This window comes from Azomonas macrocytogenes (assembly GCF_014191985.1).
GTDB classification, from domain to species: domain Bacteria; phylum Pseudomonadota; class Gammaproteobacteria; order Pseudomonadales; family Pseudomonadaceae; genus Azomonas; species Azomonas macrocytogenes.
The window spans coordinates 191,064-211,612 of record NZ_JACHXI010000004.1 but is presented as its reverse complement, the minus strand read 5'-3'; the positions used below and the strand labels follow the sequence as shown (position 1 = coordinate 211,612).

The window sequence follows — 20,549 nt, the reverse complement described above, 5'->3', positions numbered from 1 at the left end:
AGCTCAGTCGACAAACGTGACGAGCGGTTCGCAGCCAACCGCTTAACCCTTGAAGCCGACTTCCCGGCGCACCGATAATGTGCGATTTTCGGCATCCCTCTACGGCGCTGCCGTCTCCGTCCAAGAGCAGACCATGAAAGACACCATCCGCCAGTTGATCCAGCAAGCCCTGACCCGCTTGACCGAGCAGGGTGTACTGCCCGAGGGCCTGTCCCCGACGATCCAGGTGGAAAACACCAAGGACAAGGCCCACGGCGATTTCGCCAGCAATATCGCCATGATGCTGGCGAAACCGGCAGGCATGAAACCACGCGATTTGGCCGAAAAGCTGATCGCCGCCTTGCCGGTCGATGCCCAGATAAGCAAAGCGGAAATCGCCGGCCCGGGCTTTCTCAACTTTTTTCAGAACAGCACGGCATTGGCCGGGCGACTGGAAGCAGCACTGGCCGATCCGCACCTTGGCGTACATAAAAATGGATCCAGACAGAAAACCGTAGTTGACCTTTCCTCGCCCAACCTGGCCAAGGAAATGCACGTCGGCCATCTGCGCTCGACCATCATCGGCGATGCCGTTGCACGGGTACTGGAGTTTATCGGAGATGAAGTCATCCGTCAGAACCATGTGGGTGACTGGGGTACCCAGTTCGGCATGCTGCTGGCTTATCTGGAAGAGAATCCGGCCTGCGCTGAAAGCGAGCTGACCGATCTCGAACAATTCTACCGCGCTGCCAAGAAACGCTTCGATGACTCCGCCGATTTCGCCGTACGCGCCCGCGAACTGGTGGTCAGGTTGCAGAGCGGCGATGCGCAATGCCTGCATCTGTGGCGCCGCTTCAACGAAATCTCCCTGTCGCACTGCCAGGAAGTCTACGACCGCCTGGGCGTCAAGCTGACCCAGGCCGATGTGCGCGGTGAAAGTGCCTACAACGATGACTTGCCGAGCATTGTGCAAGACTTGCACGAACAGGGGCTGCTGGTCGAAAGCGATGGCGCCCGCTGTGTGTTCATGGACGAATTCAAGAACGCCGAAGGTAATCCGTTGCCGGTGATCGTGCAGAAAGCCGGTGGTGGTTATCTCTACGCCACCACTGATTTGGCTGCCATGCGCTACCGCAGTCAGACGCTCGCTGCCGATCGCGTCCTGTATTTCGTCGACCAGCGCCAGGCCCTGCACTTCCAGATGGTATTCGCGCTTGCACGCCGTGCCGGCTTCGTCGGTCAGAACGTGCAGCTCGAACATATGGGCTTCGGCACCATGAACGGTGCAGATGGCCGCCCGTTCAAGACCCGCGACGGCGGTACGGTCAAATTGATCGACCTACTGGATGAAGCCGAACAACGAGCCTATGCCCTGGTCAAGGACAAGAATCCCGAGCTGGACGAGACCGAGCTGCGCCAGATCGCCCATGCTGTCGGCATCGGTGCCGTGAAGTACGCCGACCTCTCCAAGCATCGCACCAGCGACTACAGCTTCAACTTCGAACAGATGCTGAGCTTCGAAGGCAACACCGCTCCTTACCTACTCTACGCCTACACCCGGGTAGCCAGTATCTTCCGCAAACTGGGCAGGGAAATCGGCGATACCGAAGGCAGTATGTTGCTGGAAGCCGAGCAGGAGCAGGCCCTGGCTGCCAGACTGGCCCAGTTCGGTGAAGTGCTGGGCAGCGTGGCCGACAAAGGGTTGCCACATTTGCTGTGCACCTATCTCTACGATCTGGCTGGCCTGTTTTCCAGTTTCTACGAACACTGCCCGATTCTCGCTGCTACGGAACCGACCAGGCAGCAAAGCCGCCTCAAGCTGGCCGCCTTGACCGGACAGACACTCAAGCAAGGCCTCGAACTGCTGGGCCTGGAACCTTTGGAACGGATGTAACAGACGACAGATGGCCAGAAACAAGACAACTCCAAAACACGGCGCCAGTCGCTACCAACCCTCGGCTCCGGCGAAAAAACCGCTGCCAGGCTGGCTCTGGCTGGCCTGCGGCCTGGTCGTCGGCGCCTTCGCGACGCTGCTGCTCAATCTCAACCCGGGCGACAAGGCAATCAAGCGCGCCGAAGAGCCCGAGCGAACGACAAGCCGACCACAACCGCCGACCCGCTCCACGACCGTCGACGGCAAGGAAGCCCCCAAACCCACCTACGACTTCTACACCCTGCTGCCGGAATCCGAAGTCATCGTGCCCTCGGAAAGTGCAACACCCACCGTCCAGCCAGCGCCCAAGCCGCAGCCACCAGCCAAACCCGAGCAACCGGCCAAACCGGAACAGGCTGCCAAGCTCGAAACGCCCAGCAAACCGGTAGTAACACCTGCCGAAGCTGCACGGATCGACACCGCCCGGGCTCAGGCAGCCCTCAAGGGTGAAATACCACCACCGCCGCCAAGCGTGGCCAAGGCATCCTCTACCCAGTTTTTCCTGCAGGCCGGCTCCTTCCGCAAGCCTGACGATGCGGACAAGGTTCGGGCACAGATCATTCTGCTCGGCCAGAACGTTCGAGTGGAGTCCGGCAACGTGCGCGGCGAAACTTGGTATCGGGTACTCGTCGGCCCCTATCCGGACCAGCAGAAACTTTCCCAAGCCCAGAAACAGCTCGCTGCCGGCGGTTACAACAATCTGCTGCCGCAAAAAAGGCAGAGACCCTGAAACGGTCGGAATAGACCGCCTTAAAAGCACGGGCCGGACAGTCGCTCATCCGGCCCGCTGTCGCTTCTAGCCACACCGTCCCCAGGCAGACCAGCCCACCCAGGCAATTTCTTGTCCTTATGGACAATTAATTGCGTATTATCCAGCCCACCGGGGCTATCAATAGTTGAAAACCCTCTGGCCTCTCCCCATATCCACGAAATCGGGCGTTCACGCCCCGTCACCGTGGAGATCCACCCTTTGACCACCATCGTCTCAGTCCGCCGCAACGGCAAAGTCGTCATGGGCGGCGACGGCCAGGTTTCTCTCGGCAACACCGTCATGAAAGGCAATGCCAAGAAAGTCCGCTACCTGTACCACGGCCAAGTCCTGGCAGGTTTCGCCGGCGCGACCGCCGATGCCTTTACCTTGTTCGAACGCTTCGAAGGCCAGTTGGAAAAACACCAGGGACATCTGGTCCGGGCCGCTGTCGAGCTGGCCAAGGATTGGCGTACCGACCGCTCACTGAGCCGCCTGGAAGCGATGCTGGCAGTGGCCAACAAGGACGCCTCGCTGATCATTACTGGCAACGGTGATGTGGTCGAGCCCGAGCATGGACTGATCGCCATGGGCTCCGGCGGCGGCTACGCCCAGGCCGCAGCCATGGCGCTGCTGCGCCACAACGAAAAAATGTCCGCCCGCGAGATTGCAGAAACTGCCTTGAACATTGCCGGCAGCATCTGTGTCTTCACTAACCAGAACCTGACATTGGAAGAGCTGGATTCGGTCAACTGACCGGAGTCGACTCTGGAGTAATCACATGTCCATGACGCCCCGCGAGATCGTCCACGAACTCAACCGCCACATCATCGGCCAGGACGATGCCAAGCGCGCTGTCGCCATTGCTCTGCGTAACCGTTGGCGGCGCATGCAGCTGCCACTGGAGCTGCGCCAGGAAGTCACCCCGAAAAACATCCTGATGATCGGCCCAACCGGTGTCGGCAAGACCGAAATCGCCCGGCGCCTGGCCAAACTGGCCAATGCCCCTTTCCTTAAAGTGGAAGCCACCAAGTTCACCGAGGTCGGCTATGTGGGCCGGGATGTGGAGTCCATCATCCGCGATCTGGCGGATGCCGCACTGAAGATGCTGCGCGAGCAGGAAATGCACAAGTTGCAGGACCGTGCCGAGGATGCCGCCGAGGAGCGCATCCTCGATGCCCTGCTGCCAACTGCACGCCCAACCGGCTTCGACGAGGAAGCTACGGTCCGTCACGAAGACAGCAATACCCGCCAGCTGTTTCGCAAGCGTCTACGCGAAGGCCAGTTGGACGACAAGGAAATCGATATCGAAGTCGCGGAAAGCCCGACCGGTGTCGAAATCATGGCTCCGCCGGGCATGGAGGAAATGACCAGCCAGTTACAGAACCTGTTCTCCGGCATGTCCAAGGGCCGCCGTAAAAGCCGCAAGCTGAAGGTCAAGGATGCGCTGAAACTGGTACGCGAAGAAGAAGCTGCGCGCCTGGTCAACGAGGAAGAACTGAAGGCCCGGGCGCTGGAAGCGGTGGAGCAGCACGGTATTGTCTTCATCGATGAGATCGACAAGGTTGCCAAGCGTGGCAATGTCGGTGGTGCCGATGTTTCTCGCGAAGGCGTGCAGCGCGACCTGCTGCCACTGATCGAAGGCTGCACGGTCAATACCAAGCTCGGCATGGTCAAGACCGATCACATTCTGTTCATCGCCTCCGGTGCCTTCCACCTGTCCAAACCCAGCGACCTGGTACCGGAACTGCAGGGTCGCCTGCCGATTCGTGTCGAACTCAAGGCACTTTCGCCAGAGGACTTCGAACGCATTCTGACCGAACCGCACGCCTCGCTCACCGAGCAATATCGCGAGTTGCTAAAGACGGAAGGACTGGCCATCGAGTTCATCGAAAGCGGCATCAAGCGCCTCGCCGAAATCGCCTGGCAGGTCAACGAGAAGACCGAAAACATCGGCGCGCGCCGCTTGCATACCCTGCTCGAACGTCTGCTCGAAGAAGTTTCGTTCAGCGCAGCCGACCTGGCTGCGCAGCATAGCGACACGCCGATCAGAATCGATGCGCACTACGTCAACGACCATCTGGGCGAATTGGCGCAAGACGAGGATTTGTCGCGGTATATCCTTTAAAAGCAGCGGAAGCCTGAGGCTTCAGGCTTCAGGCTTCAGGCTTCAGGCTTCAAATTGGAGCATACTCATGCGCGTTCCCACGGCTATCAAACTGCACAAGGCATCCAAAACCCTGGCACTGCAGTATTCGGCGACCGAAAGCTACGCGCTTTCGGCCGAATTTCTGCGGGTGCATTCTCCCTCCGCCGAAGTCCAGGGGCACGGCAAGCCCATCTTGCAGCATGGCAAACAGCAGGTGGGGTTGGAGAAGATCGAACCGGCTGGGCAATACGCCCTCAAGCTGAGTTTCAGCGATGGGCACGATAGCGGGCTGTATACCTGGGATTACCTCGAACACTTGGCGCTGAACCGGGAGCGCCTCTGGAGCGAGTATCTCGATGCCTTGTACCAGGCCGGAAAATCGCGCGACCCGGATGAATCAGTGGTCAAGCTGATACTCTGAATTTATCGGCAATCAGGCCTGCAACACTTTGTCCAGCGACTGCTCGATCTTGCCCTGAATGGCTCCGGCCATCGGCGACAGCAATATCCCCAGGTTCAGCCGAACCCGGACATTGTCCTCGCCAACCTCGATGCGGCCGTCGGCACCACGGCGCCTGACTGCCAATACATCGCCATCCCAGCAGCAGTCGACACCGAACTCCTGTGCCAGCCGCTCGGCCAACTTATCCGCTTTTGTGCGGGCGGCCTGAAGACCAAGGTTGTGCGAGCGTTCGACGACAATACGAGCCATGGCAATTCCTGACGGCAAAATGGAAAAAGGCCCTTACTATACAGGGCCAGGCTTCAGGATGGCGCCATCACACAGCAACTACAGCCGAAAACGGCTTTTTGGGTTTAGAATGGCTAGTACATTTCAGCAGTGACAAAACCATGACCGACTTCCACAACGATCGCGATGCGGAACGCAGCACTCACTTCGGCTATCAGAGCGTACCGGAGAGCCAGAAAGCGCAGAAGGTCGCCGAAGTGTTCCACTCCGTGGCCGCCAAGTACGACCTGATGAACGACCTGATGTCCGCAGGCATCCATCGCCTATGGAAGCGCATCACTATCGAGCTATCTGGCGCACGGGTTGGCAACCGGATTCTGGATATCGCCGGCGGCACCGGCGATCTGACTCGGCAGTTCTCCCGCATTGTCGGCCCCACCGGCGAAGTGGTGCTGGCCGACATCAATGCCTCGATGCTCGAGGTCGGTCGTGATCGCCTGCTGGACAAGGGAGTATCGGGCAATATCCGCTTCGTCCAGGCCGATGCCGAAAAACTGCCATTTCCAGACAACCACTTCGATGTGGTCACCATTGCCTTTGGCCTGCGCAACGTCACGCACAAGGAAGATGCCTTGCGCTCCATGCTACGCGTCCTCAAACCGGGCGGACGGCTATTGGTGCTGGAATTTTCCAAGCCGACCAATGCCTTGCTGTCCAGGGCCTACGACGTCTATTCGTTCAACATCCTGCCGACCATGGGCAAGCTGATCACCCAGGATGCCGACAGCTATCGCTATCTCGCCGAATCGATCCGCATGCACCCTGACCAGGAAACCCTCAAAGCCATGATGAGCGAAGCCGGCTTCGAGCGTGTGACCTACCACAACATGACCGGTGGCATCGTCGCCCTGCATCGGGGTATCAAGCCCTGATGCTCTATACCGCCCTGCTGGCAACGGCCGAACAAGGCGTCAACGCAGCCCTGCGCATGGACCCTGCCGCGTTGCCGCACCTGGCCACTATCTCCGGTCTGATCGTCGAAATAGAATGCACGACACCACCGTGGAAATTATTCGTACAGGTCGGCGATACCGGCCTGCGTCTGGCCGCGCACTGGGAAGCCGAGGCGGACGTACACCTGCGAACCTCTGCCAGATCCCTGCTGCACCTGGCGCTGACCCGCGACAAACTTGCCGTGCTTCAGGGTCGAGAGGTCACGCTGCAAGGCAACCGCCAGGCCCTGTTTGAGCTCGCGGCCGTACTACAGAATCTCGAACTGGACTGGGAATACGAACTATCCCGCTGGCTCGGTCCACTCGGTGGTCAGCTGCTGGGCTCTTCCTTTAAAGGCCAGCGCGAGTGGATCGGCCAGAGTATCGCCAGCCTGTACCAGATGCTGGCCGATTACCTGAACGAGGAAACCCGGGCGCTGGTAGGCCAGGCCGAAGCACAGGCCCGCTTCGCCGAACTGGACGACATGAACGCCACCCTCAGCCGACTCGAGGCGCGCATCGAGCGCCTTGCCCAGAATCCGACCCCGCGCGCCCCTGAATGAAGCTGCTTGCTGCCACTCGCCGACTATTCCGTATCCTGCTGGTGATGATCCGCTACCGCCTGGACGATCTTGTTTTCGATCTATCCCTGCCCTGGTGGATACGCTCGTCAAGCTATCTGCTCCCCTGGCGCTGGCTGCCACGCCGCCGCGCCAAGCTGTCCCGCGGTGCGCGCCTGCGCCTGGCGCTCGAAGGGCTGGGGCCGATCTTCATCAAATTCGGCCAGCTGCTTTCCACCCGGCGCGACCTGCTGCCACCGGATATCGCCGATGAGCTGACCCTGCTTCAGGATCAGGTTCCGCCTTTCGACCCGAACAAGGCAATAGCCCTCATCGAACGGCAACTCGGCGCCAGCATCGAGAAAATATTCGCCAGTTTCGAGAGCAAGCCACTGGCTTCTGCCTCAGTCGCCCAGGTACATGCCGCACGCCTGCACAGCGGTGAGGAAGTCGTGGTGAAAGTGGTCCGCCCAGGCCTGAAATTCGTCATCGATCAGGACCTGGCCTGGCTCTACCTGCTGGCCAAGACGGCCGAGCGCACCTTCAGTGAAGCCCGTCGCCTGCATCTGGTCGAAATCGTCGATGATTACGCCAAGACCATCTACGACGAGCTCGACCTGCTGCGCGAAGCAGCCAACGCCAGCCAGCTCAAGCGCAACTTCGAAAACTCACAAGTGCTCTATGTCCCACAGATATACTGGGACTACTGCCGGGCTCAGGTACTGGTGATGGAGCGCATCTACGGCGTTCCAGTGACCGATCTGGCCGCCCTGGCCAACCAGCAGACCGATATGAAATTGCTGGCCGAACGTGGCGTGGAAATCTTCTTCACCCAGGTCTTTCGCGACAGCTTCTTCCATGCCGACATGCATCCGGGCAATATCTTCGTCAGCACCGACCAGCCCTGGAGCCCGCAGTACATCGCCATCGACTGCGGGATTGTCGGCAGCCTGACGCCCGAAGACCAGGATTACCTGGCACGTAACCTGATGGCCTTCTTCAAGCGCGACTATCGCAAGGTAGCGCAACTGCATATCGATTCTGGCTGGGTGCCGGCAGAAACCAAGGTCAACGAATTCGAAGCGGCGATCCGTACCGTCTGCGAGCCAATCTTCGAGAAGCCGCTCAAGGACATATCCTTCGGTCAGCTACTGGTGCGTCTGTTCCAGGTCGCCCGGCGTTTCAACATGGAAGTGCAACCGCAACTGGTGTTGCTGCAGAAAACCCTGCTCAATATCGAGGGGCTTGGCCGCCAGTTGTATCCGGACCTGGACCTGTGGGCCACTGGCCAACCTCATCTGGAGCGCTGGATGCGCGAACGCCTGAGCCCCAAGCGACTGGTCAGAAACGTCCAGTCCCAGATAGAACAACTGCCACACCTGGCGAATATGGCACGCGACCTGCTTGAGCACATGTCCCATACACAGCGACAACCCCCACCATCCCGCAAGCCACGCGCCGATTGGCTGTTGTCACTGCTGGGAGCGGGATTGCTCGCTGGCGGCGCGGTACTGGTGGCAGGCGCTCGCGCCGATGCCCTGCTTGCTGCCTGGCCGGCCTGGCTGATGCTGACGACCGGGCTCTACATCATCGTGCGCCGTTAGAACAAGGCGCGTACTCTGCAACATATGGCATCCGGTGCGAGGCTCGTCAGGAACGCCCCACACTGGCACACTGGTAACCTGATGGAGCACGCCATGAGCTGGCTGGACGAAATCAACTGGAACGCCGACGGCCTGGTCCCGGCCATTGCCCAGGATCACCGCTCGGGACGAGTCCTGATGATGGCCTGGATGAACCGCGAGTCGCTGGCCTTGAGCGTCCAGGAGAATCGCGCCATCTATTGGTCACGTTCGCGTGGCAAGCTGTGGCGCAAGGGCGAGGAGTCTGGCCATGTCCAGAAGCTGCATGAGCTGCGTCTGGATTGCGATGCCGACGCAGTTGTCCTCATGGTCGAACAGATCGGCGCGATAGCCTGCCATACCGGGCGCGAAAGCTGCTTCTATCGGATTCTGAACGATGGAGTCTGGAAAACCGTTGAACCGGTGCTCAAGGACCCCCACAGTATTTACCAGGCAGGACACAGCCATGAGTAACACCCTGAACCAGTTGGCCGAGGTACTCGAAGCGCGCAAGAATGCCGCGCCGGACAGCTCGTACGTAGCCAGCCTGTACCACAAGGGCTTGAACAAGATCCTGGAAAAGGTCGGCGAAGAATCGGTCGAAACCATCATCGCCGCCAAGGATGCCGCAGCCAGTGGTGACTGCAGCGATCTGATCCACGAAACCGCCGACCTGTGGTTTCACAGCATGGTGATGCTGGCAGCCCTCGGCCAGCACCCGCAAGCCGTACTCGACGAACTCGAGCGCCGCTTCGGCCTTTCCGGGCATGTGGAAAAAGCAGCGCGCAGCGCTTCCAACTAATTCATTCGAGGAACGTTATCCATGGGTATTTTCGACTGGAAACACTGGCTCGTCATTCTGATCGTGGTCGTTCTGATCTTCGGCACCAAACGCCTGAAAACGCTCGGTTCGGACCTGGGTGAAACCATCAAGGGCTTTCGCAAAGCCATGCACACTGAAGACGAAGAAACACCTAAAGCAGGTAACCCATCCAACGAACCCCTGCAAAAGCCCCAAACTATTGATGGGCATTCGCAGAAAGTCGACGATCCGCTGCACAAGAACTGAGCCTGCGCATGTTCGATATCGGCTTTTCCGAATTACTGTTGGTTGGCGTTGTAGCACTGATCGTGCTGGGTCCCGAACGCCTGCCGGGGGCTGCGCGTACAGCTGGTCTGTGGATCGGTCGCCTGAAGCGCAGCTTCCAGTCGCTGAAAAGCGAAGTGGAACGCGAAATAGGTGCCGAGGAAATCCGCCGCCAGTTGCACAACGAACGGATCCTCGAGCTTGAGCGGGAGATGAAGGAGATGCGAGAAAGCATCAACCTTTCAGCTTCCCCACCAGCATCGCCCAGCAATACCGCCGAGCCAGCACATGAGCAAGGCGCGTCGTCCGAGCCGCAGCCAACGTCTGCCCAGTCCGACGCCATTGCAACCTCCAGAACGGACAAGACACCCGAACCATGAGCAACCACGCCACCGACGATCAGGAAATGCCACTAGTGGCTCACCTGGCCGAACTGCGTTCGCGCCTGATGCGCAGCCTGATCGCCGTATTTCTGGTATTCGCCTGTCTGTTCTATTTCGCCCAGGACATCTACACCCTGGTTTCTGCTCCGCTGCGTGCTTACCTGCCAGCGGGAGCCACCATGATCGCAACCGGAGTCGCCTCGCCGTTCACCGCACCACTCAAGCTGACGATCTGGATATCCCTGTTCTTGAGTATTCCGGTGATACTGCACCAAGTCTGGAGCTTCGTCGCACCGGGGCTGTACAAGCACGAAAAACGCATCGCCGTTCCTCTGCTGCTGTCCAGCATCCTGCTGTTCTATGCCGGTATGGCCTTCGCCTATTTTCTGGTATTTCCGCTGATCTTCGGCTTCTTTGCCAGCTATACGCCGGAAGGCGTGGCGATGATGACGGATGTCAACGAATATCTGGACTTCATCCTTACGTTATTCTTCGCTTTCGGCGTGACCTTCGAGATTCCGGTCGCGACATTTCTCATCATCTGGGTCGGTATCGTCGATATCGCGACCCTGAAGAAAAGCCGGCCTTACGTGATCGTCGGTTGCTTCGTTATCGGCATGATCCTCACGCCACCGGATATCTTTTCGCAGACACTGCTCGCCATCCCCATGTGGCTGCTGTTCGAAGTGGGCATTCTGTTCGGCGCCATGGTGCATAAAAGCGAAGCGAATGAAGCGAAAGATGAAGAAAACGACTCGGCGAAACCACCTGCTCACCAGCCATGAACCTGCTGTTGCTGGAGCCGACCGACCTGGTCGAGCATGATCGTGCGATTCTGCATGGCCGTCGCCTGAAGCACCTGCTGGAAGTCCATCGGGCTGAAGCGGGCGACAATCTGCGAGTCGGTCTGGTAGGCGGGGCGATGGGTACGGGCTGCCTGCTGCGTCTGAATGGCAGCGAGGCAGAGCTGACCATCAGCCTCGAACAGCCGCCACCAGCCAAGCTGCCAATCACTCTCCTGCTCGCGCTGCCGCGCCCCAAGATGCTGCGTAGAGTCCTGCAGACCATTGCCAGCATGGGGGTGCCGCGCCTGGTACTGCTCAACAGCTACCGGGTGGAAAAGAGCTTCTGGCAGACACCCTTTCTCGAACCGCCAGCCATTCACGAGCAATTGATCCTTGGGCTGGAGCAGGCCCGCGACACCATACTGCCGGAGGTCTTGCTGGAGAAGCGCTTCAAACCCTTTGTCGAGGATCGTTTGCCGCAGCTTGCAACCGGCAGCCTCGGTCTGATTGGCCATCCTGGCAGCTACCCACCTTGTCCTCGAGCAGTGACCGAAGCGGTGACCCTGGCCATCGGCCCGGAAGGCGGCTGGATTCCTTACGAAGTGGAAAAGCTCTGCGCTGCGGGCCTCGAGCCGGTACAACTGGGCGAGCGGATACTGCGTGTGGAAACGGCTGTGGCCGCATTACTGGCCCGGCTATTTTGAATCGAGCCCTATAACGATGGTCGGATGTAGTGAAATGACAGATACGAATCGACCATGCAAGCCTTGACTATCGACCTCGATCATCTGCAACAAGCACTCGACAGTTACGCCAGCGACCACTATCTGGACCTGGAAAGCGGCGAAATCCGCGCCATCACCCCAGGCGAACCATTACCGGGCAGCGACGAGAAATACGCGGTCCAACCAGACCGTTATCTGCATATCGAACCGCTCGGCCAGGCCCAAGCCCTGGCAATGCGCGCGGAATTTCTCTTTGCCCAGCCGCACCCCCATGCCCATCCGATACTCATCGCGGCTCTCGAAGGTCGCCGGCCCTTGCGCACCTTCGACTACAAGCTGGAGGATTTCCCGGAGGTACGCAACGCATGGCACGCCTATCGGCTCGCCCGGTTACGGGAGTATGCCCTCGCCTGGCTGGAGGAAAACGATCTGGAATCGCTCGGTCACTGACATCAACTTTCGAGCAGAAAAGTCACCGGCCCGTCGTTTAACAGATGCACCTGCATATCGGCGCCAAAGCGGCCACAAGCCACGACCGGATGCTGTCGACGCGCCTGGGCAACGAGGTAATCGTAGAGCGCTTCGCCCTCGACTGGAGGCGCAGCACTGGAAAAACTGGGCCGCAAGCCGCTACGAGTATCGGCAGCCAGGGTGAACTGTGAAACCAGCAGCAGACCACCACCGATATCTCGCAGCGAGCGATTCATGCGCCCCTGCTCGTCGGCGAATACACGATAACGCAGCAGTCTGTGCAAGAGCCGGTCGGCACGGGTATGACTATCTTCGCGTTCGACACCAATCAGTACCAGTAAGCCTTGTTCGATGGCTCCCAGCGTTTCACCTGCCACCTCAATGCGGGCATGGCGAACACGCTGGATCAGAGCCTTCATTAGGCATCGGCCGGTGACAGGCCGAACAGACGGCTGGCGATTTCGCCAGTCGCGCGCACCAGAGCGTCGGTAATACCCGGCTCGGCAACGGAATGGCCGGCGTCACGAATGATCTGTAGCTCGCTGTTGGGCCAAGCCTGGTGTAGAGCCCAGGCATTTTCCAGCGGGCAGATCACATCGTAGCGACCATGCACGATGATTCCTGGCAGATGGGCGATTTTCGCCATGTCACGCAACAGCTGGTTGGGTTCAAGGAAGGCACTATTGACAAAATAGTGACATTCGATACGGGCGATGGACAACGCACGCATGGGTTCGCTCAGTCGTTCGACCACCTGCGAATTGGGCCGCAGGGTGGCGGTACGTCCCTCCCAGCAGGACCAGGCTTTGGCCGCATGCATCTGAGCGATCTGGTCGCTACCGGTCAACCGGGAGTAATAGGCCCGCATCAGGTTGCTGCGCTCTTCCTGCGGGATCGGTGCCAAATAATCATGCCAATAATCCGGGAACAGGCGGCTGGCACCTTCTTGGTAGAACCAGTGAAACTCCTCCGGTCGACATAGGAAGATACCACGCAGAATCAGTGCCTGGACCCGCTCGGGATGAGCCTGAGCGTAGGCCAGCGCCAGGGTTGACCCCCAGGAGCCGCCGAACAGTACCCATTTGTCGATGCCAAGATGCTCACGGATACATTGCATATCCTCGATCAGGTGCCGGGTGGTGTTGTTCTCCAGGCTGGCATGAGGCGTCGAGCGACCGCAGCCGCGCTGGTCGAAGGTGACGATGCGATACAGCGCCGGATCGAAGAAGCGCCGGCTGGACGCATCGCATCCAGCACCGGGGCCACCATGGATAAAGACCACCGGCAAACCGTCCCGCGAACCGCTTTCATCGACATAAAGAACGTGTCCGTCCCCTACCGGCAATTCGTGGCGAGCATAGGGTTTGATTTCTGGATACAGGGTCTGCATGCGCGGCTCCGGGCTGGAAACGATGAAATTCCGTTTCTTCATCATAACGGGTGTGATCGGCTGCGGGCGTACCGCAGGTGATAGGTTAACCGATACGCTACCTCGACTGACCAGTTCGGTGGGCACCCGCCTGGAAAATTTCCAAACGAAGAGGTTTTTCCCTTTCGAAAATCGCCAGCATTGCTTCCAGCGCTCGGGCTTATCGCGAAATCGACCGAGCGTGGCGATTTTCGTTGCAGACCGACGAACGATAAGCTGTGCGCTCAAAAGCGCGTTCCCGGCTGGCTGAGAAATTTTACTTCCGCTTCGCTCGACGCTCGCCCGAGAGCGGCGTTGCGGTAGGGAAAACGGCCGAAATGGGCAATGACGTCGCGATGACGCAGGGCAACAGCCAGAAACCCATCGAATAGCTCACGCTCTTCGGATTTGGCGATATCGCGCAAAACCCCGAAGTAGCCGACCGACTGCTCCTGCATCGCCAGGTTCTCGGCATGCTCCAGCACAAGATAGGCGAAGACTCGCTGGATCGGCGACAACAGCATGTCGACCCCATGAGAAAGCCCGTCGCGCACCAACTGCAGGGCGCGTTCGTCGCCGGCGAAAGCCTGCGGCGTATCACGATGGATCATCCGCGGCAATTGATCGAGCAGGATGATCAAGGCCAGCCAGCCTTGCGGCACGTCAGCCCAATCGTCGAGCTCTCCATGCAGCGCGTCGTCTACCCAGTTAGAGAAGAGTCTGTGGGTTTCAGCATCCTGCTCGGCTCGCTGACCGAACCAGAGCAGTTTCTTCTCAGCGAAGATCGAGCCCGCACTCGTACCCCGCCCGAACCACCAATCGAACAAAGGCTGCCAGGGCTCGAGCATGAGTCAACCCTGGTGGTGATATCCGGTAACGCGCTCGACTTCTTCACGCGAACCGAGGAAGACGGCAACCCGCTGATGCAGGGATTCGGGCTGGATATCGAGAATGCGCTCAGAACCATTGGTGGCGGCACCGCCAGCCTGCTCGATAATCAAAGACATGGGGTTCGCTTCGTACATCAAGCGCAGTTTTCCCGGTTTGCCCGGCTCGCGGGCATCGCGCGGATACATGAAGATGCCGCCACGGGTGAGGATACGATGCACATCGGCCACCATCGAGGCAATCCAGCGCATGTTGTAGTCCTTGCCCAACGGACCATCCTTGCCGGCCAGCAGCTCTTCAACATAGCGCTGCATTGGTGCTTCCCAGTGGCGCTGGTTGGACATATTGACGGCGAATTCGGCAGTGCTTTGCGGGACGTGGATGTTGTCGTGGGTCAGCACGAAGCTGCCTAGTTCACGGTCCAGGGTAAACCCCTTGACGCCATCGCCCAAGGTCAGCACCAGCATGGTCTGTGGACCATAAATGGCATAGCCGGCAGCCACTTGTTTGGTTCCCGGCTGGAGGAAGGCTTCTTCGCCAAGCGAATCGTTCTGCGAGAAACTGTCTGCCGGACAGCGCAGCACGGAAAAAATGGTACCGACAGAAACGTTGACATCAATATTCGAAGACCCATCCAGCGGGTCGAATACCAGCAGGTAGGCACCTTTTGGATACTTACCAGGAATCTGGTAAGCCTTGTCCATCTCCTCGGATGCCATGCCAGCCAGGTGTCCGCCCCATTCGTTGGCTTCCAGAAGAATTTCGTTGGACAGCACGTCCAGCTTCTTCTGCACTTCGCCCTGGATGTTTTCCGTATCCATGCTGCCAAGCACGCCACCCAGGGCGCCTTTCGATACGGCATGGCTGATTCCCTTACACGCTCGGGCGACGACCTCTATGAGAAAGCGTAGATCGGCCGGCGTGTTGTGACTGCGGGTCTTCTCAATGAGATACCGGCTCAAGGTGATGCGTGACATGACAAGGCTCCGTCGATGGAAAATGAGTGCAGTTTAGCGCGGCTCGTACAATGAGTCCTTCAGACCGAAGCGACAGGCGTGTAGTTCAGCGCCCGATCACTACACCAGGTGTAGCCACCTTCCAGATTTCGTTGGCGTACTCGCGAATGGTGCGGTCAGCGGAGAACCAGCCGACTCGGGCAGTGTTCAGCACCGCCGAACGCCACCAACTGGTCTGATCGCGCCAGCGGCTCTCTACCTCAAGCTGCGCCTGCCAGTAAGCTTCGAAATCGGCGCAAACCATGAAGGTATCATGCCAGATAAGGCTATCCACCAGCCCGGTATAACGCTCCTGATCGTCAGGAGAAAAGACGCCGTTACGAATGGCCGAAAGCACTTCCTTGAGGCGTGAAGAAGCAGCAATGGAAGCATCGGCATTGTAGTCTTCGGCGCGCTTACGCGCCTCCACCTGCTGAGCAGTCAGGCCGAAGATGAACATGTGTTCGCCACCAATCAGTCCGTGCATTTCCACATTGGCACCATCCATGGTGCCGATGGTCAGCGCGCCGTTCAGGGCGAATTTCATGTTGCTGGTGCCGGACGCCTCCAGGCCGGCGGTGGAAATCTGCTCGGAAAGATCGGCAGCCGGGATGATGCGCTCGGCCTGGCTGACATTGTAGTTGGGGATGAAGACCACCTTGAGCAGGCCACGTACGGTCGGGTCGTCGTTGATGGTGCGGGCGATGTCGTTGGCCAGCTTGATGATCAGCTTGGCCCGCTGGTAGCTGGCCGCCGCCTTGCCACCGAAGATCTTCACCCGTGGAACCCAATTCCCTCCCGGATCGGCCCGGATCGCCTGATACAGCGCAACGGTATGCAGCAGATTGAGCAACTGACGCTTGTATTCGTGAATACGCTTGATCTGCACATCAAACAAAGCCGTGGGATCCAGATCGATGTTCAGGCGCTCCTTGACCAGCCTGGCCAGCACATCCTTGTTGTGCCGGCGCTGGGCAGCGAAACGCTGCCGAAAGCTGTTGTCGTTGGCATAAGGTTCCAGTTCTCGCAGCATGGTTTCCGGTGAATCCAGCAGCTTTTCGCCAAGAACGCTTACCAGTAGCCTGGTGAGTTCCGGATTGGACTGATACAGCCAGCGCCGGAACGTGATGCCATTAGTCTTGTTGCTGATGCGTTGGGGATACAGGCTGTGCAAGTAGGTGAAGACCGTTTTACGCATCAGGTCGGTATGCAGTGCGGATACGCCGTTGATGCTGTGCGAACCGATGAAGGCCAGGTTGCCCATGCGCACTCGACGCCCGTGGTCCTCTTCGATCAGCGAGGCGGCACGCAGCAGCTCGGCATCGTGAATATCCCGGGCCCGCAGGGAATCGAGATGATAGGCATTGATCAGATAGATGATCTGCATGTGCCGGGGCAGAAGCCGCTCCATCAGACCAACTGGCCAGGTTTCCAGGGCCTCGGGCAACAGGGTGTGATTGGTGTAGGACAGCGTGCCCACCGTGCGCTCCCAGGCACGCTCCCACGGCATGCCGTGGATGTCCACCAACAGGCGCATCAGTTCGGCCACAGCGATTGCCGGGTGGGTGTCGTTGAGCTGGATGGCGGCATACGCAGGCAGATTGTCCAGGGTGTCGTCATGTTGGGTGAGATGGCGCCGGATCAGATCCTGCAGCGATGCCGCGACGAAAAAGTACTCCTGGCGCAGCCGCAGTTCCTGACCCGCTTCGGTACTGTCAGCCGGATACAGTACCCGGGAGATGCTTTCCGCACGCGCTTCGTCGGCCACTGCGCCAATGTGATCGCCCGCATTGAAGCGCTCCAGATGAAAATCGCTTTCGGCGCGGGCACGCCACAGACGCAGCGTATTTACGCTGGAACCGCGCCAGCCGACAATCGGGATGTCGTAGGCGATGGAACGCACACCCTCGGCCCAATGCCAGAAGTGCTTGGTCTCGCCGGTTTCACCGGCTCTGGCCACCACGCTACCACCGAAGCCGATCAGATAGCTGACCTCGGGCCGCTCGAATTCCCAGGGGTTGCCGAAGTCCAGCCAATTCTCGGTCTGCTCGTGTTGCCAGCCATCGAGAATTACCTGGCGAAACAGGCCGTGTTCATAACGAATACCGTAACCATGGGCCACGACTCCCAGAGAAGCCATACTCTCCATGAAGCAGGCAGCCAACCGGCCCAACCCGCCATTGCCAAGCGCGGCATCGGGCTCCAGGCGGCGGATCCGCTCGAGATCAACATCCAGGTCAGCAAGCGCCTGGCGGGCAATCTCCAGGATGCCAAGATTGCTCATGCTATCAATCAGTAGCCGACCGATGAGGAATTCCAGGGAAAGGTAATAGACCCTTTTCCGCTTTTCACGGTATGACTTTTCGGTATGCGCCATCCAGCGGTCGATCATCCGATCACGCGTGGCCAGGGCAATGGCCTCGAACCAGTCATGATCGAATGCGTGCTCGGGATCCTTGCCGATAGCATAGGCCAGCTTCGAAAGAACGGCGTCGCGAAAGGCAGCAACTTCTGCAGCATCGACAGCGGTAGGCTCCAAAGACATAAGTGAACCTCGGTAACGATGATAGGGCATGCGGGAAAGTGCACTTTCCCTGCAAGACTAGCAGGCACAGCGAGCAATGTGATGTCTTGCCTTTGGACAGCGGAGCGCCTGGAAATTCTGCGCCCAGCGGCTATGATCTACCGCCTCGAAAGACCAACGACTGCCGATGAAGAATCACCTGCTCGCGCCTGCCGACCCGGATCGCCTGGAAACCTGGGTTCGCTATCGCAACGGACTGTGCCGGGACTGCCAGGCCACCTGCTGTACCCTGCCGGTGGAAGTTCGCCTGGATGACCTGATCCGCATGGAGCTGGTCGACCCTTTCGAGCGCGGCGAGCCGCTCAAACTCATTGCCAGGCGCCTGATGAAGGCTGGTCTTGTCGAGCATTTCAGCCACAAGCACGAACAGTTCACCCTGACGCGCCTGGCCAACGGCGACTGCATCTACCTGGAGAGGCAAACGCGGTGGTGCCGTATCTACGGCCAGCGTCCGGATACATGCCGCAACCACCCGGCTATCGGCCCGCGACCGGGACACTGCGCCTATCGACCGAAGATAAGTTGAGGCAGGATGTGCCGATCAGCCACTCTGGAGAGTGACTACGGAACACGCCAAGGAGAACAGTGGATGACGACCCCCGAACAAGACCTCGAAGCCACACTACATCGGGAAATTCCGCTGACTCGCGCCATGGGGCTGCGAGTCGCACGATGGGTAGATCATGAACTGCGACTGATGCTGCCACTGCAAGGCAATACCAACCACACCGGCAGCATATTCGGCGGCAGCCTCTACAGCGCAGCTGTACTGGCCGGTTGGGGCTGGCTGCTACTGCGCCAGCGGGACGCTGGAATCGAGGATGGGCATATCGTCATTCAGGAAAGCAGCATCGAATACCCGCTGCCCGCGCTCGCCAATGTCACCGCCGTCTGCAATGCACCGCCGCAAGGTACCTGGGAGCGCTTCGAGAAAACCTATCGCCGCCACGGCCGTGCCCGACTGACCCTGGAAACGCGAATACTGCTGGACGATGGTCGGGAAGCCGTGCGTTTCAGCGGGCAGTATGTGCTGCATAAATGAGTAAACTGCAAGCAGTAGGAATCAGCGCAGCAAAACGGCACGCTGGGCCAGTGCGATCAGCCCGGTCTGCCATTGCACGCCGTTCGGCAAGGCCAGGAAATCAGGATTGAGATAACTGTCTCGCGCCTCGTAGGAAAGCGACCTGCCACTGGTGTCGAGCACCGCGCCACCCGCCCCCTCCAGAACGCCCTGGGCTGCGGCAGTATCCCACTGGGAGGTCGGAGCCAGGCGCGGATAGCAGTCGGCAGAACCTTCGGCAACCAGGCAGAACTTCAGCGAACTGCCGATAGTCACCAGCGCCAGCTCGCCGAACGCCTGCCGCAACCCGGCCAGCAGGTGCTCTTGCGCAGGGCTGGAATGACGCCGGCTGGCCACCAGCGTGAAAGCATCCGCAAGGCGCTGGCGCACACTCAGAGGATGCACGTTCCCCGATGCTGCCTGGCACCAGCAGCCAAACCCTGCCCCACCATAATAGCAGCGGCCATCGGCCGGTATGCCGACCACGCCGAACACCACTCTGCCCTGCTCGATCAACGCTACGTTGACGGTAAATTCTTCGGTGCCGGCGATGAATTCCTTGGTTCCGTCCAGCGGATCGACCAGCCACCAGCGTGTCCAGCCGGAACGCTCCGCCAGCGAAAAATCGCAATCCTCTTCGGACAGTACCGGAATAGCAGCATCCAGCCGACTCAAGCCATCGCTCAGCAACCGGTGTGCGGCCAGATCCGCCGCGGTCACTGGTGACGCATCGGCTTTTTCGATCACAGCGAGCTCACTGCGCCAATACGGCAGGATGGCTCGCCCGGCCAGTCCGACCAGTTCGACGACCGCTGCGAGATAGGGATGACTCATGGGTGGAATTCTCCTCGCTGCATCAGTAGATCACGGGCCAAGTACAGGGCAGCCAGCGCACGTCCTTCGCTGAACAGCGGATTCTGCATAAGGGCAGCCAACTCATGCAGATTGACCCGGTCCAGGCGCAGCGGTTCGGGTTCGTCGCCCGGCAGGCGTTCGGGATACAGGTCGCAGGCCATTACTACCTGGATCTTCTGATTCATGTAACCTGGTGACAGGGATAGCTCACCCAGATATTCGAGATACCGGGCACCAAAGCCGGCCTCCTCCTTGAGCTCCCGATTGGCAGCCACCAACACATCCTCGCCCGGTTCGATCAACCCCTTGGGCAGCGAAAGCTCGTAGGTTTCCGTCCCGCCGCAATACTCTTCGACCAGCAAGGCATGCTCGGCATCCTCGAGCGCGACGATCATCACCGCTCCATAACCGACCCCCTTGCCAACCAGGCGTTCATAGGTGCGCTCTACACCGTTGGCGAATCTGAGCTGCATTTCTTCCACGCGGAACAGCCGACTGGACGCGACAATCTCACGGGCGAGCACGGTAGGTTTTTGACGCATGCCGGCACTCCTGCAAAAACGAAGGGTTATCATATCCTGACTTTGCACAACCGCTGCAGGCTGCTTAACATCGCGGCCAGCGCCCTACTCGC

At 59.3% G+C, this 20,549-nt stretch carries 25 protein-coding genes; 17 read left to right on the top strand and 8 right to left on the bottom strand.

What is annotated here, in order from left to right:
- The first annotated feature begins 133 nt into the window (after window positions 1-133).
- From argS to FHR87_RS06295, 5 genes are all read left to right on the top strand, one after another.
- Window positions 134-1,873 carry an arginine--tRNA ligase gene (argS, locus tag FHR87_RS06315; RefSeq protein ID WP_183165867.1) on the top strand — a complete coding sequence of 580 codons (1,740 nt, stop codon included), beginning with the start codon at window positions 134-136 and terminating at the stop codon, window positions 1,871-1,873.
- Window positions 1,874-1,883: 10 nt separating this feature from the next.
- Window positions 1,884-2,642, top strand: coding sequence for an SPOR domain-containing protein (locus FHR87_RS06310; protein WP_183165866.1), 759 nt, complete (start codon window positions 1,884-1,886; stop codon window positions 2,640-2,642).
- Between the two features lie 240 nt (window positions 2,643-2,882).
- Window positions 2,883-3,416 (top strand): ATP-dependent protease subunit HslV, encoded by a 534-nt coding sequence (gene hslV, locus FHR87_RS06305; protein ID WP_183165865.1) that lies wholly within the window; start codon window positions 2,883-2,885, stop codon window positions 3,414-3,416.
- 25 nt (window positions 3,417-3,441) lie between these two features.
- Window positions 3,442-4,788: an ATP-dependent protease ATPase subunit HslU gene (gene hslU, locus FHR87_RS06300; RefSeq protein ID WP_183165864.1), complete on the top strand. Its 1,347-nt coding sequence runs from the start codon at window positions 3,442-3,444 to the stop codon at window positions 4,786-4,788.
- A 67-nt stretch (window positions 4,789-4,855) separates the two neighbouring features.
- The gene (locus tag FHR87_RS06295) at window positions 4,856-5,230 is read left to right on the top strand and encodes a gamma-butyrobetaine hydroxylase family protein (protein WP_183165863.1); all 375 of its coding nucleotides are present in this window, start codon (window positions 4,856-4,858) and stop codon (window positions 5,228-5,230) included.
- 12 nt (window positions 5,231-5,242) lie between these two features.
- On the opposite strand, the gene FHR87_RS06290 is transcribed toward FHR87_RS06295, so the two are convergent.
- Entirely contained in the window at window positions 5,243-5,521 is a 279-nt protein-coding gene (locus tag FHR87_RS06290) for a polyhydroxyalkanoic acid system family protein (protein ID WP_183165862.1), read from the bottom strand.
- A 140-nt stretch (window positions 5,522-5,661) separates the two neighbouring features.
- On the opposite strand from FHR87_RS06290, the gene ubiE reads away from it, so the two are divergent.
- The 10 genes from ubiE (at window position 5,662) to FHR87_RS06240 (ending at window position 12,104) form a co-directional block, all read left to right on the top strand.
- Window positions 5,662-6,432: a bifunctional demethylmenaquinone methyltransferase/2-methoxy-6-polyprenyl-1,4-benzoquinol methylase UbiE gene (gene ubiE, locus FHR87_RS06285; protein ID WP_183165861.1), complete on the top strand. Its 771-nt coding sequence runs from the start codon at window positions 5,662-5,664 to the stop codon at window positions 6,430-6,432.
- Window positions 6,432-7,055: a ubiquinone biosynthesis accessory factor UbiJ gene (locus tag FHR87_RS06280; RefSeq protein ID WP_183165860.1), complete on the top strand. Its 624-nt coding sequence runs from the start codon at window positions 6,432-6,434 to the stop codon at window positions 7,053-7,055. Before ubiE ends, FHR87_RS06280 begins: the two co-directional genes overlap by 1 nt.
- Window positions 7,052-8,656: a ubiquinone biosynthesis regulatory protein kinase UbiB gene (gene ubiB / locus FHR87_RS06275; protein WP_183165859.1), complete on the top strand. Its 1,605-nt coding sequence runs from the start codon at window positions 7,052-7,054 to the stop codon at window positions 8,654-8,656. The genes FHR87_RS06280 and ubiB overlap by 4 nt, the downstream gene beginning before the upstream one ends.
- A gap of 93 nt (window positions 8,657-8,749) precedes the next feature.
- On the top strand, window positions 8,750-9,148 hold the full coding sequence (hisI, locus tag FHR87_RS06270; protein WP_183165858.1) for a phosphoribosyl-AMP cyclohydrolase: 399 nt from the start codon (window positions 8,750-8,752) through the stop codon (window positions 9,146-9,148).
- Window positions 9,141-9,476, top strand: a complete 336-nt coding sequence (locus FHR87_RS06265; RefSeq protein WP_183165857.1) for a phosphoribosyl-ATP diphosphatase — start codon at window positions 9,141-9,143, stop codon at window positions 9,474-9,476. Before hisI ends, FHR87_RS06265 begins: the two co-directional genes overlap by 8 nt.
- A gap of 21 nt (window positions 9,477-9,497) precedes the next feature.
- On the top strand, window positions 9,498-9,743 hold the full coding sequence (locus tag FHR87_RS06260) for a twin-arginine translocase TatA/TatE family subunit (RefSeq protein WP_183165856.1): 246 nt from the start codon (window positions 9,498-9,500) through the stop codon (window positions 9,741-9,743).
- 8 nt (window positions 9,744-9,751) lie between these two features.
- A complete protein-coding gene (gene tatB / locus FHR87_RS06255) occupies window positions 9,752-10,141 on the top strand; it encodes a Sec-independent protein translocase protein TatB (protein ID WP_183165855.1) in 390 nt (129 codons plus the stop codon).
- Window positions 10,138-10,929 carry a twin-arginine translocase subunit TatC gene (tatC, locus tag FHR87_RS06250; RefSeq protein WP_183165854.1) on the top strand — a complete coding sequence of 264 codons (792 nt, stop codon included), beginning with the start codon at window positions 10,138-10,140 and terminating at the stop codon, window positions 10,927-10,929. The genes tatB and tatC overlap by 4 nt, the downstream gene beginning before the upstream one ends.
- On the top strand, window positions 10,926-11,633 hold the full coding sequence (locus FHR87_RS06245; RefSeq protein ID WP_183165853.1) for a 16S rRNA (uracil(1498)-N(3))-methyltransferase: 708 nt from the start codon (window positions 10,926-10,928) through the stop codon (window positions 11,631-11,633). Before tatC ends, FHR87_RS06245 begins: the two co-directional genes overlap by 4 nt.
- Before the next feature lie 54 nt (window positions 11,634-11,687).
- Window positions 11,688-12,104 carry a UPF0158 family protein gene (locus tag FHR87_RS06240; protein WP_183165852.1) on the top strand — a complete coding sequence of 139 codons (417 nt, stop codon included), beginning with the start codon at window positions 11,688-11,690 and terminating at the stop codon, window positions 12,102-12,104.
- Window positions 12,105-12,106: 2 nt separating this feature from the next.
- On the opposite strand, the gene dtd is transcribed toward FHR87_RS06240, so the two are convergent.
- The 5 genes from dtd to FHR87_RS06215 form a co-directional block, all read right to left on the bottom strand.
- The gene (dtd, locus tag FHR87_RS06235) at window positions 12,107-12,544 is read right to left on the bottom strand and encodes a D-aminoacyl-tRNA deacylase (RefSeq protein WP_183165851.1); all 438 of its coding nucleotides are present in this window, start codon (window positions 12,542-12,544) and stop codon (window positions 12,107-12,109) included.
- Entirely contained in the window at window positions 12,544-13,515 is a 972-nt protein-coding gene (gene pip / locus FHR87_RS06230) for a prolyl aminopeptidase (RefSeq protein ID WP_183165850.1), read from the bottom strand. Before pip ends, dtd begins: the two co-directional genes overlap by 1 nt.
- Window positions 13,516-13,778: 263 nt before the next feature.
- Window positions 13,779-14,381: a DUF924 family protein gene (locus FHR87_RS06225; protein WP_183165849.1), complete on the bottom strand. Its 603-nt coding sequence runs from the start codon at window positions 14,379-14,381 to the stop codon at window positions 13,779-13,781.
- 3 nt (window positions 14,382-14,384) lie between these two features.
- The gene (locus FHR87_RS06220; protein ID WP_183165848.1) at window positions 14,385-15,398 is read right to left on the bottom strand and encodes a class 1 fructose-bisphosphatase; all 1,014 of its coding nucleotides are present in this window, start codon (window positions 15,396-15,398) and stop codon (window positions 14,385-14,387) included.
- Window positions 15,399-15,483: 85 nt separating this feature from the next.
- Window positions 15,484-17,961, bottom strand: a complete 2,478-nt coding sequence (locus FHR87_RS06215) for a glycogen/starch/alpha-glucan phosphorylase (protein WP_183165847.1) — start codon at window positions 17,959-17,961, stop codon at window positions 15,484-15,486.
- A 166-nt stretch (window positions 17,962-18,127) separates the two neighbouring features.
- On the opposite strand from FHR87_RS06215, the gene FHR87_RS06210 reads away from it, so the two are divergent.
- Window positions 18,128-18,526 carry a YkgJ family cysteine cluster protein gene (locus FHR87_RS06210; protein ID WP_183165846.1) on the top strand — a complete coding sequence of 133 codons (399 nt, stop codon included), beginning with the start codon at window positions 18,128-18,130 and terminating at the stop codon, window positions 18,524-18,526.
- 63 nt (window positions 18,527-18,589) lie between these two features.
- The gene (locus FHR87_RS06205; protein ID WP_183165845.1) at window positions 18,590-19,042 is read left to right on the top strand and encodes a YiiD C-terminal domain-containing protein; all 453 of its coding nucleotides are present in this window, start codon (window positions 18,590-18,592) and stop codon (window positions 19,040-19,042) included.
- Window positions 19,043-19,063: 21 nt separating this feature from the next.
- On the opposite strand, the gene cysQ is transcribed toward FHR87_RS06205, so the two are convergent.
- Together cysQ and nudE are read right to left on the bottom strand one after the other, a co-directional pair.
- Window positions 19,064-19,894 carry a 3'(2'),5'-bisphosphate nucleotidase CysQ gene (cysQ, locus tag FHR87_RS06200; protein ID WP_183165844.1) on the bottom strand — a complete coding sequence of 277 codons (831 nt, stop codon included), beginning with the start codon at window positions 19,892-19,894 and terminating at the stop codon, window positions 19,064-19,066.
- The gene (gene nudE, locus FHR87_RS06195) at window positions 19,891-20,457 is read right to left on the bottom strand and encodes an ADP compounds hydrolase NudE (protein WP_183165843.1); all 567 of its coding nucleotides are present in this window, start codon (window positions 20,455-20,457) and stop codon (window positions 19,891-19,893) included. The genes cysQ and nudE overlap by 4 nt, the downstream gene beginning before the upstream one ends.
- Window positions 20,458-20,549 lie beyond the last annotated feature (92 nt).

What these genes read in the sequence shown, in the direction of transcription:
- argS (WP_183165867.1), top strand. Translation starts at nt 134, where the DNA reads ATGAAAGACACCATCCGCCAGTTGATCCAGCAAGCCCTGACCCGCTTG.
- FHR87_RS06310 (WP_183165866.1), top strand. Translation starts at nt 1,884, where the DNA reads ATGGCCAGAAACAAGACAACTCCAAAACACGGCGCCAGTCGCTACCAA.
- hslU (WP_183165864.1), top strand. Translation starts at nt 3,442, where the DNA reads ATGTCCATGACGCCCCGCGAGATCGTCCACGAACTCAACCGCCACATC.
- FHR87_RS06295 (WP_183165863.1), top strand. Translation starts at nt 4,856, where the DNA reads ATGCGCGTTCCCACGGCTATCAAACTGCACAAGGCATCCAAAACCCTG.
- FHR87_RS06290 (WP_183165862.1), bottom strand. Translation starts at nt 5,521, where the DNA reads ATGGCTCGTATTGTCGTCGAACGCTCGCACAACCTTGGTCTTCAGGCC.
- ubiE (WP_183165861.1), top strand. Translation starts at nt 5,662, where the DNA reads ATGACCGACTTCCACAACGATCGCGATGCGGAACGCAGCACTCACTTC.
- FHR87_RS06280 (WP_183165860.1), top strand. Translation starts at nt 6,432, where the DNA reads ATGCTCTATACCGCCCTGCTGGCAACGGCCGAACAAGGCGTCAACGCA.
- ubiB (WP_183165859.1), top strand. Translation starts at nt 7,052, where the DNA reads ATGAAGCTGCTTGCTGCCACTCGCCGACTATTCCGTATCCTGCTGGTG.
- hisI (WP_183165858.1), top strand. Translation starts at nt 8,750, where the DNA reads ATGAGCTGGCTGGACGAAATCAACTGGAACGCCGACGGCCTGGTCCCG.
- FHR87_RS06265 (WP_183165857.1), top strand. Translation starts at nt 9,141, where the DNA reads ATGAGTAACACCCTGAACCAGTTGGCCGAGGTACTCGAAGCGCGCAAG.
- FHR87_RS06260 (WP_183165856.1), top strand. Translation starts at nt 9,498, where the DNA reads ATGGGTATTTTCGACTGGAAACACTGGCTCGTCATTCTGATCGTGGTC.
- tatB (WP_183165855.1), top strand. Translation starts at nt 9,752, where the DNA reads ATGTTCGATATCGGCTTTTCCGAATTACTGTTGGTTGGCGTTGTAGCA.
- tatC (WP_183165854.1), top strand. Translation starts at nt 10,138, where the DNA reads ATGAGCAACCACGCCACCGACGATCAGGAAATGCCACTAGTGGCTCAC.
- FHR87_RS06245 (WP_183165853.1), top strand. Translation starts at nt 10,926, where the DNA reads ATGAACCTGCTGTTGCTGGAGCCGACCGACCTGGTCGAGCATGATCGT.
- FHR87_RS06240 (WP_183165852.1), top strand. Translation starts at nt 11,688, where the DNA reads ATGCAAGCCTTGACTATCGACCTCGATCATCTGCAACAAGCACTCGAC.
- dtd (WP_183165851.1), bottom strand. Translation starts at nt 12,544, where the DNA reads ATGAAGGCTCTGATCCAGCGTGTTCGCCATGCCCGCATTGAGGTGGCA.
- pip (WP_183165850.1), bottom strand. Translation starts at nt 13,515, where the DNA reads ATGCAGACCCTGTATCCAGAAATCAAACCCTATGCTCGCCACGAATTG.
- FHR87_RS06225 (WP_183165849.1), bottom strand. Translation starts at nt 14,381, where the DNA reads ATGCTCGAGCCCTGGCAGCCTTTGTTCGATTGGTGGTTCGGGCGGGGT.
- FHR87_RS06220 (WP_183165848.1), bottom strand. Translation starts at nt 15,398, where the DNA reads ATGTCACGCATCACCTTGAGCCGGTATCTCATTGAGAAGACCCGCAGT.
- FHR87_RS06215 (WP_183165847.1), bottom strand. Translation starts at nt 17,961, where the DNA reads ATGTCTTTGGAGCCTACCGCTGTCGATGCTGCAGAAGTTGCTGCCTTT.
- FHR87_RS06210 (WP_183165846.1), top strand. Translation starts at nt 18,128, where the DNA reads ATGAAGAATCACCTGCTCGCGCCTGCCGACCCGGATCGCCTGGAAACC.
- FHR87_RS06205 (WP_183165845.1), top strand. Translation starts at nt 18,590, where the DNA reads ATGACGACCCCCGAACAAGACCTCGAAGCCACACTACATCGGGAAATT.
- cysQ (WP_183165844.1), bottom strand. Translation starts at nt 19,894, where the DNA reads ATGAGTCATCCCTATCTCGCAGCGGTCGTCGAACTGGTCGGACTGGCC.
- nudE (WP_183165843.1), bottom strand. Translation starts at nt 20,457, where the DNA reads ATGCGTCAAAAACCTACCGTGCTCGCCCGTGAGATTGTCGCGTCCAGT.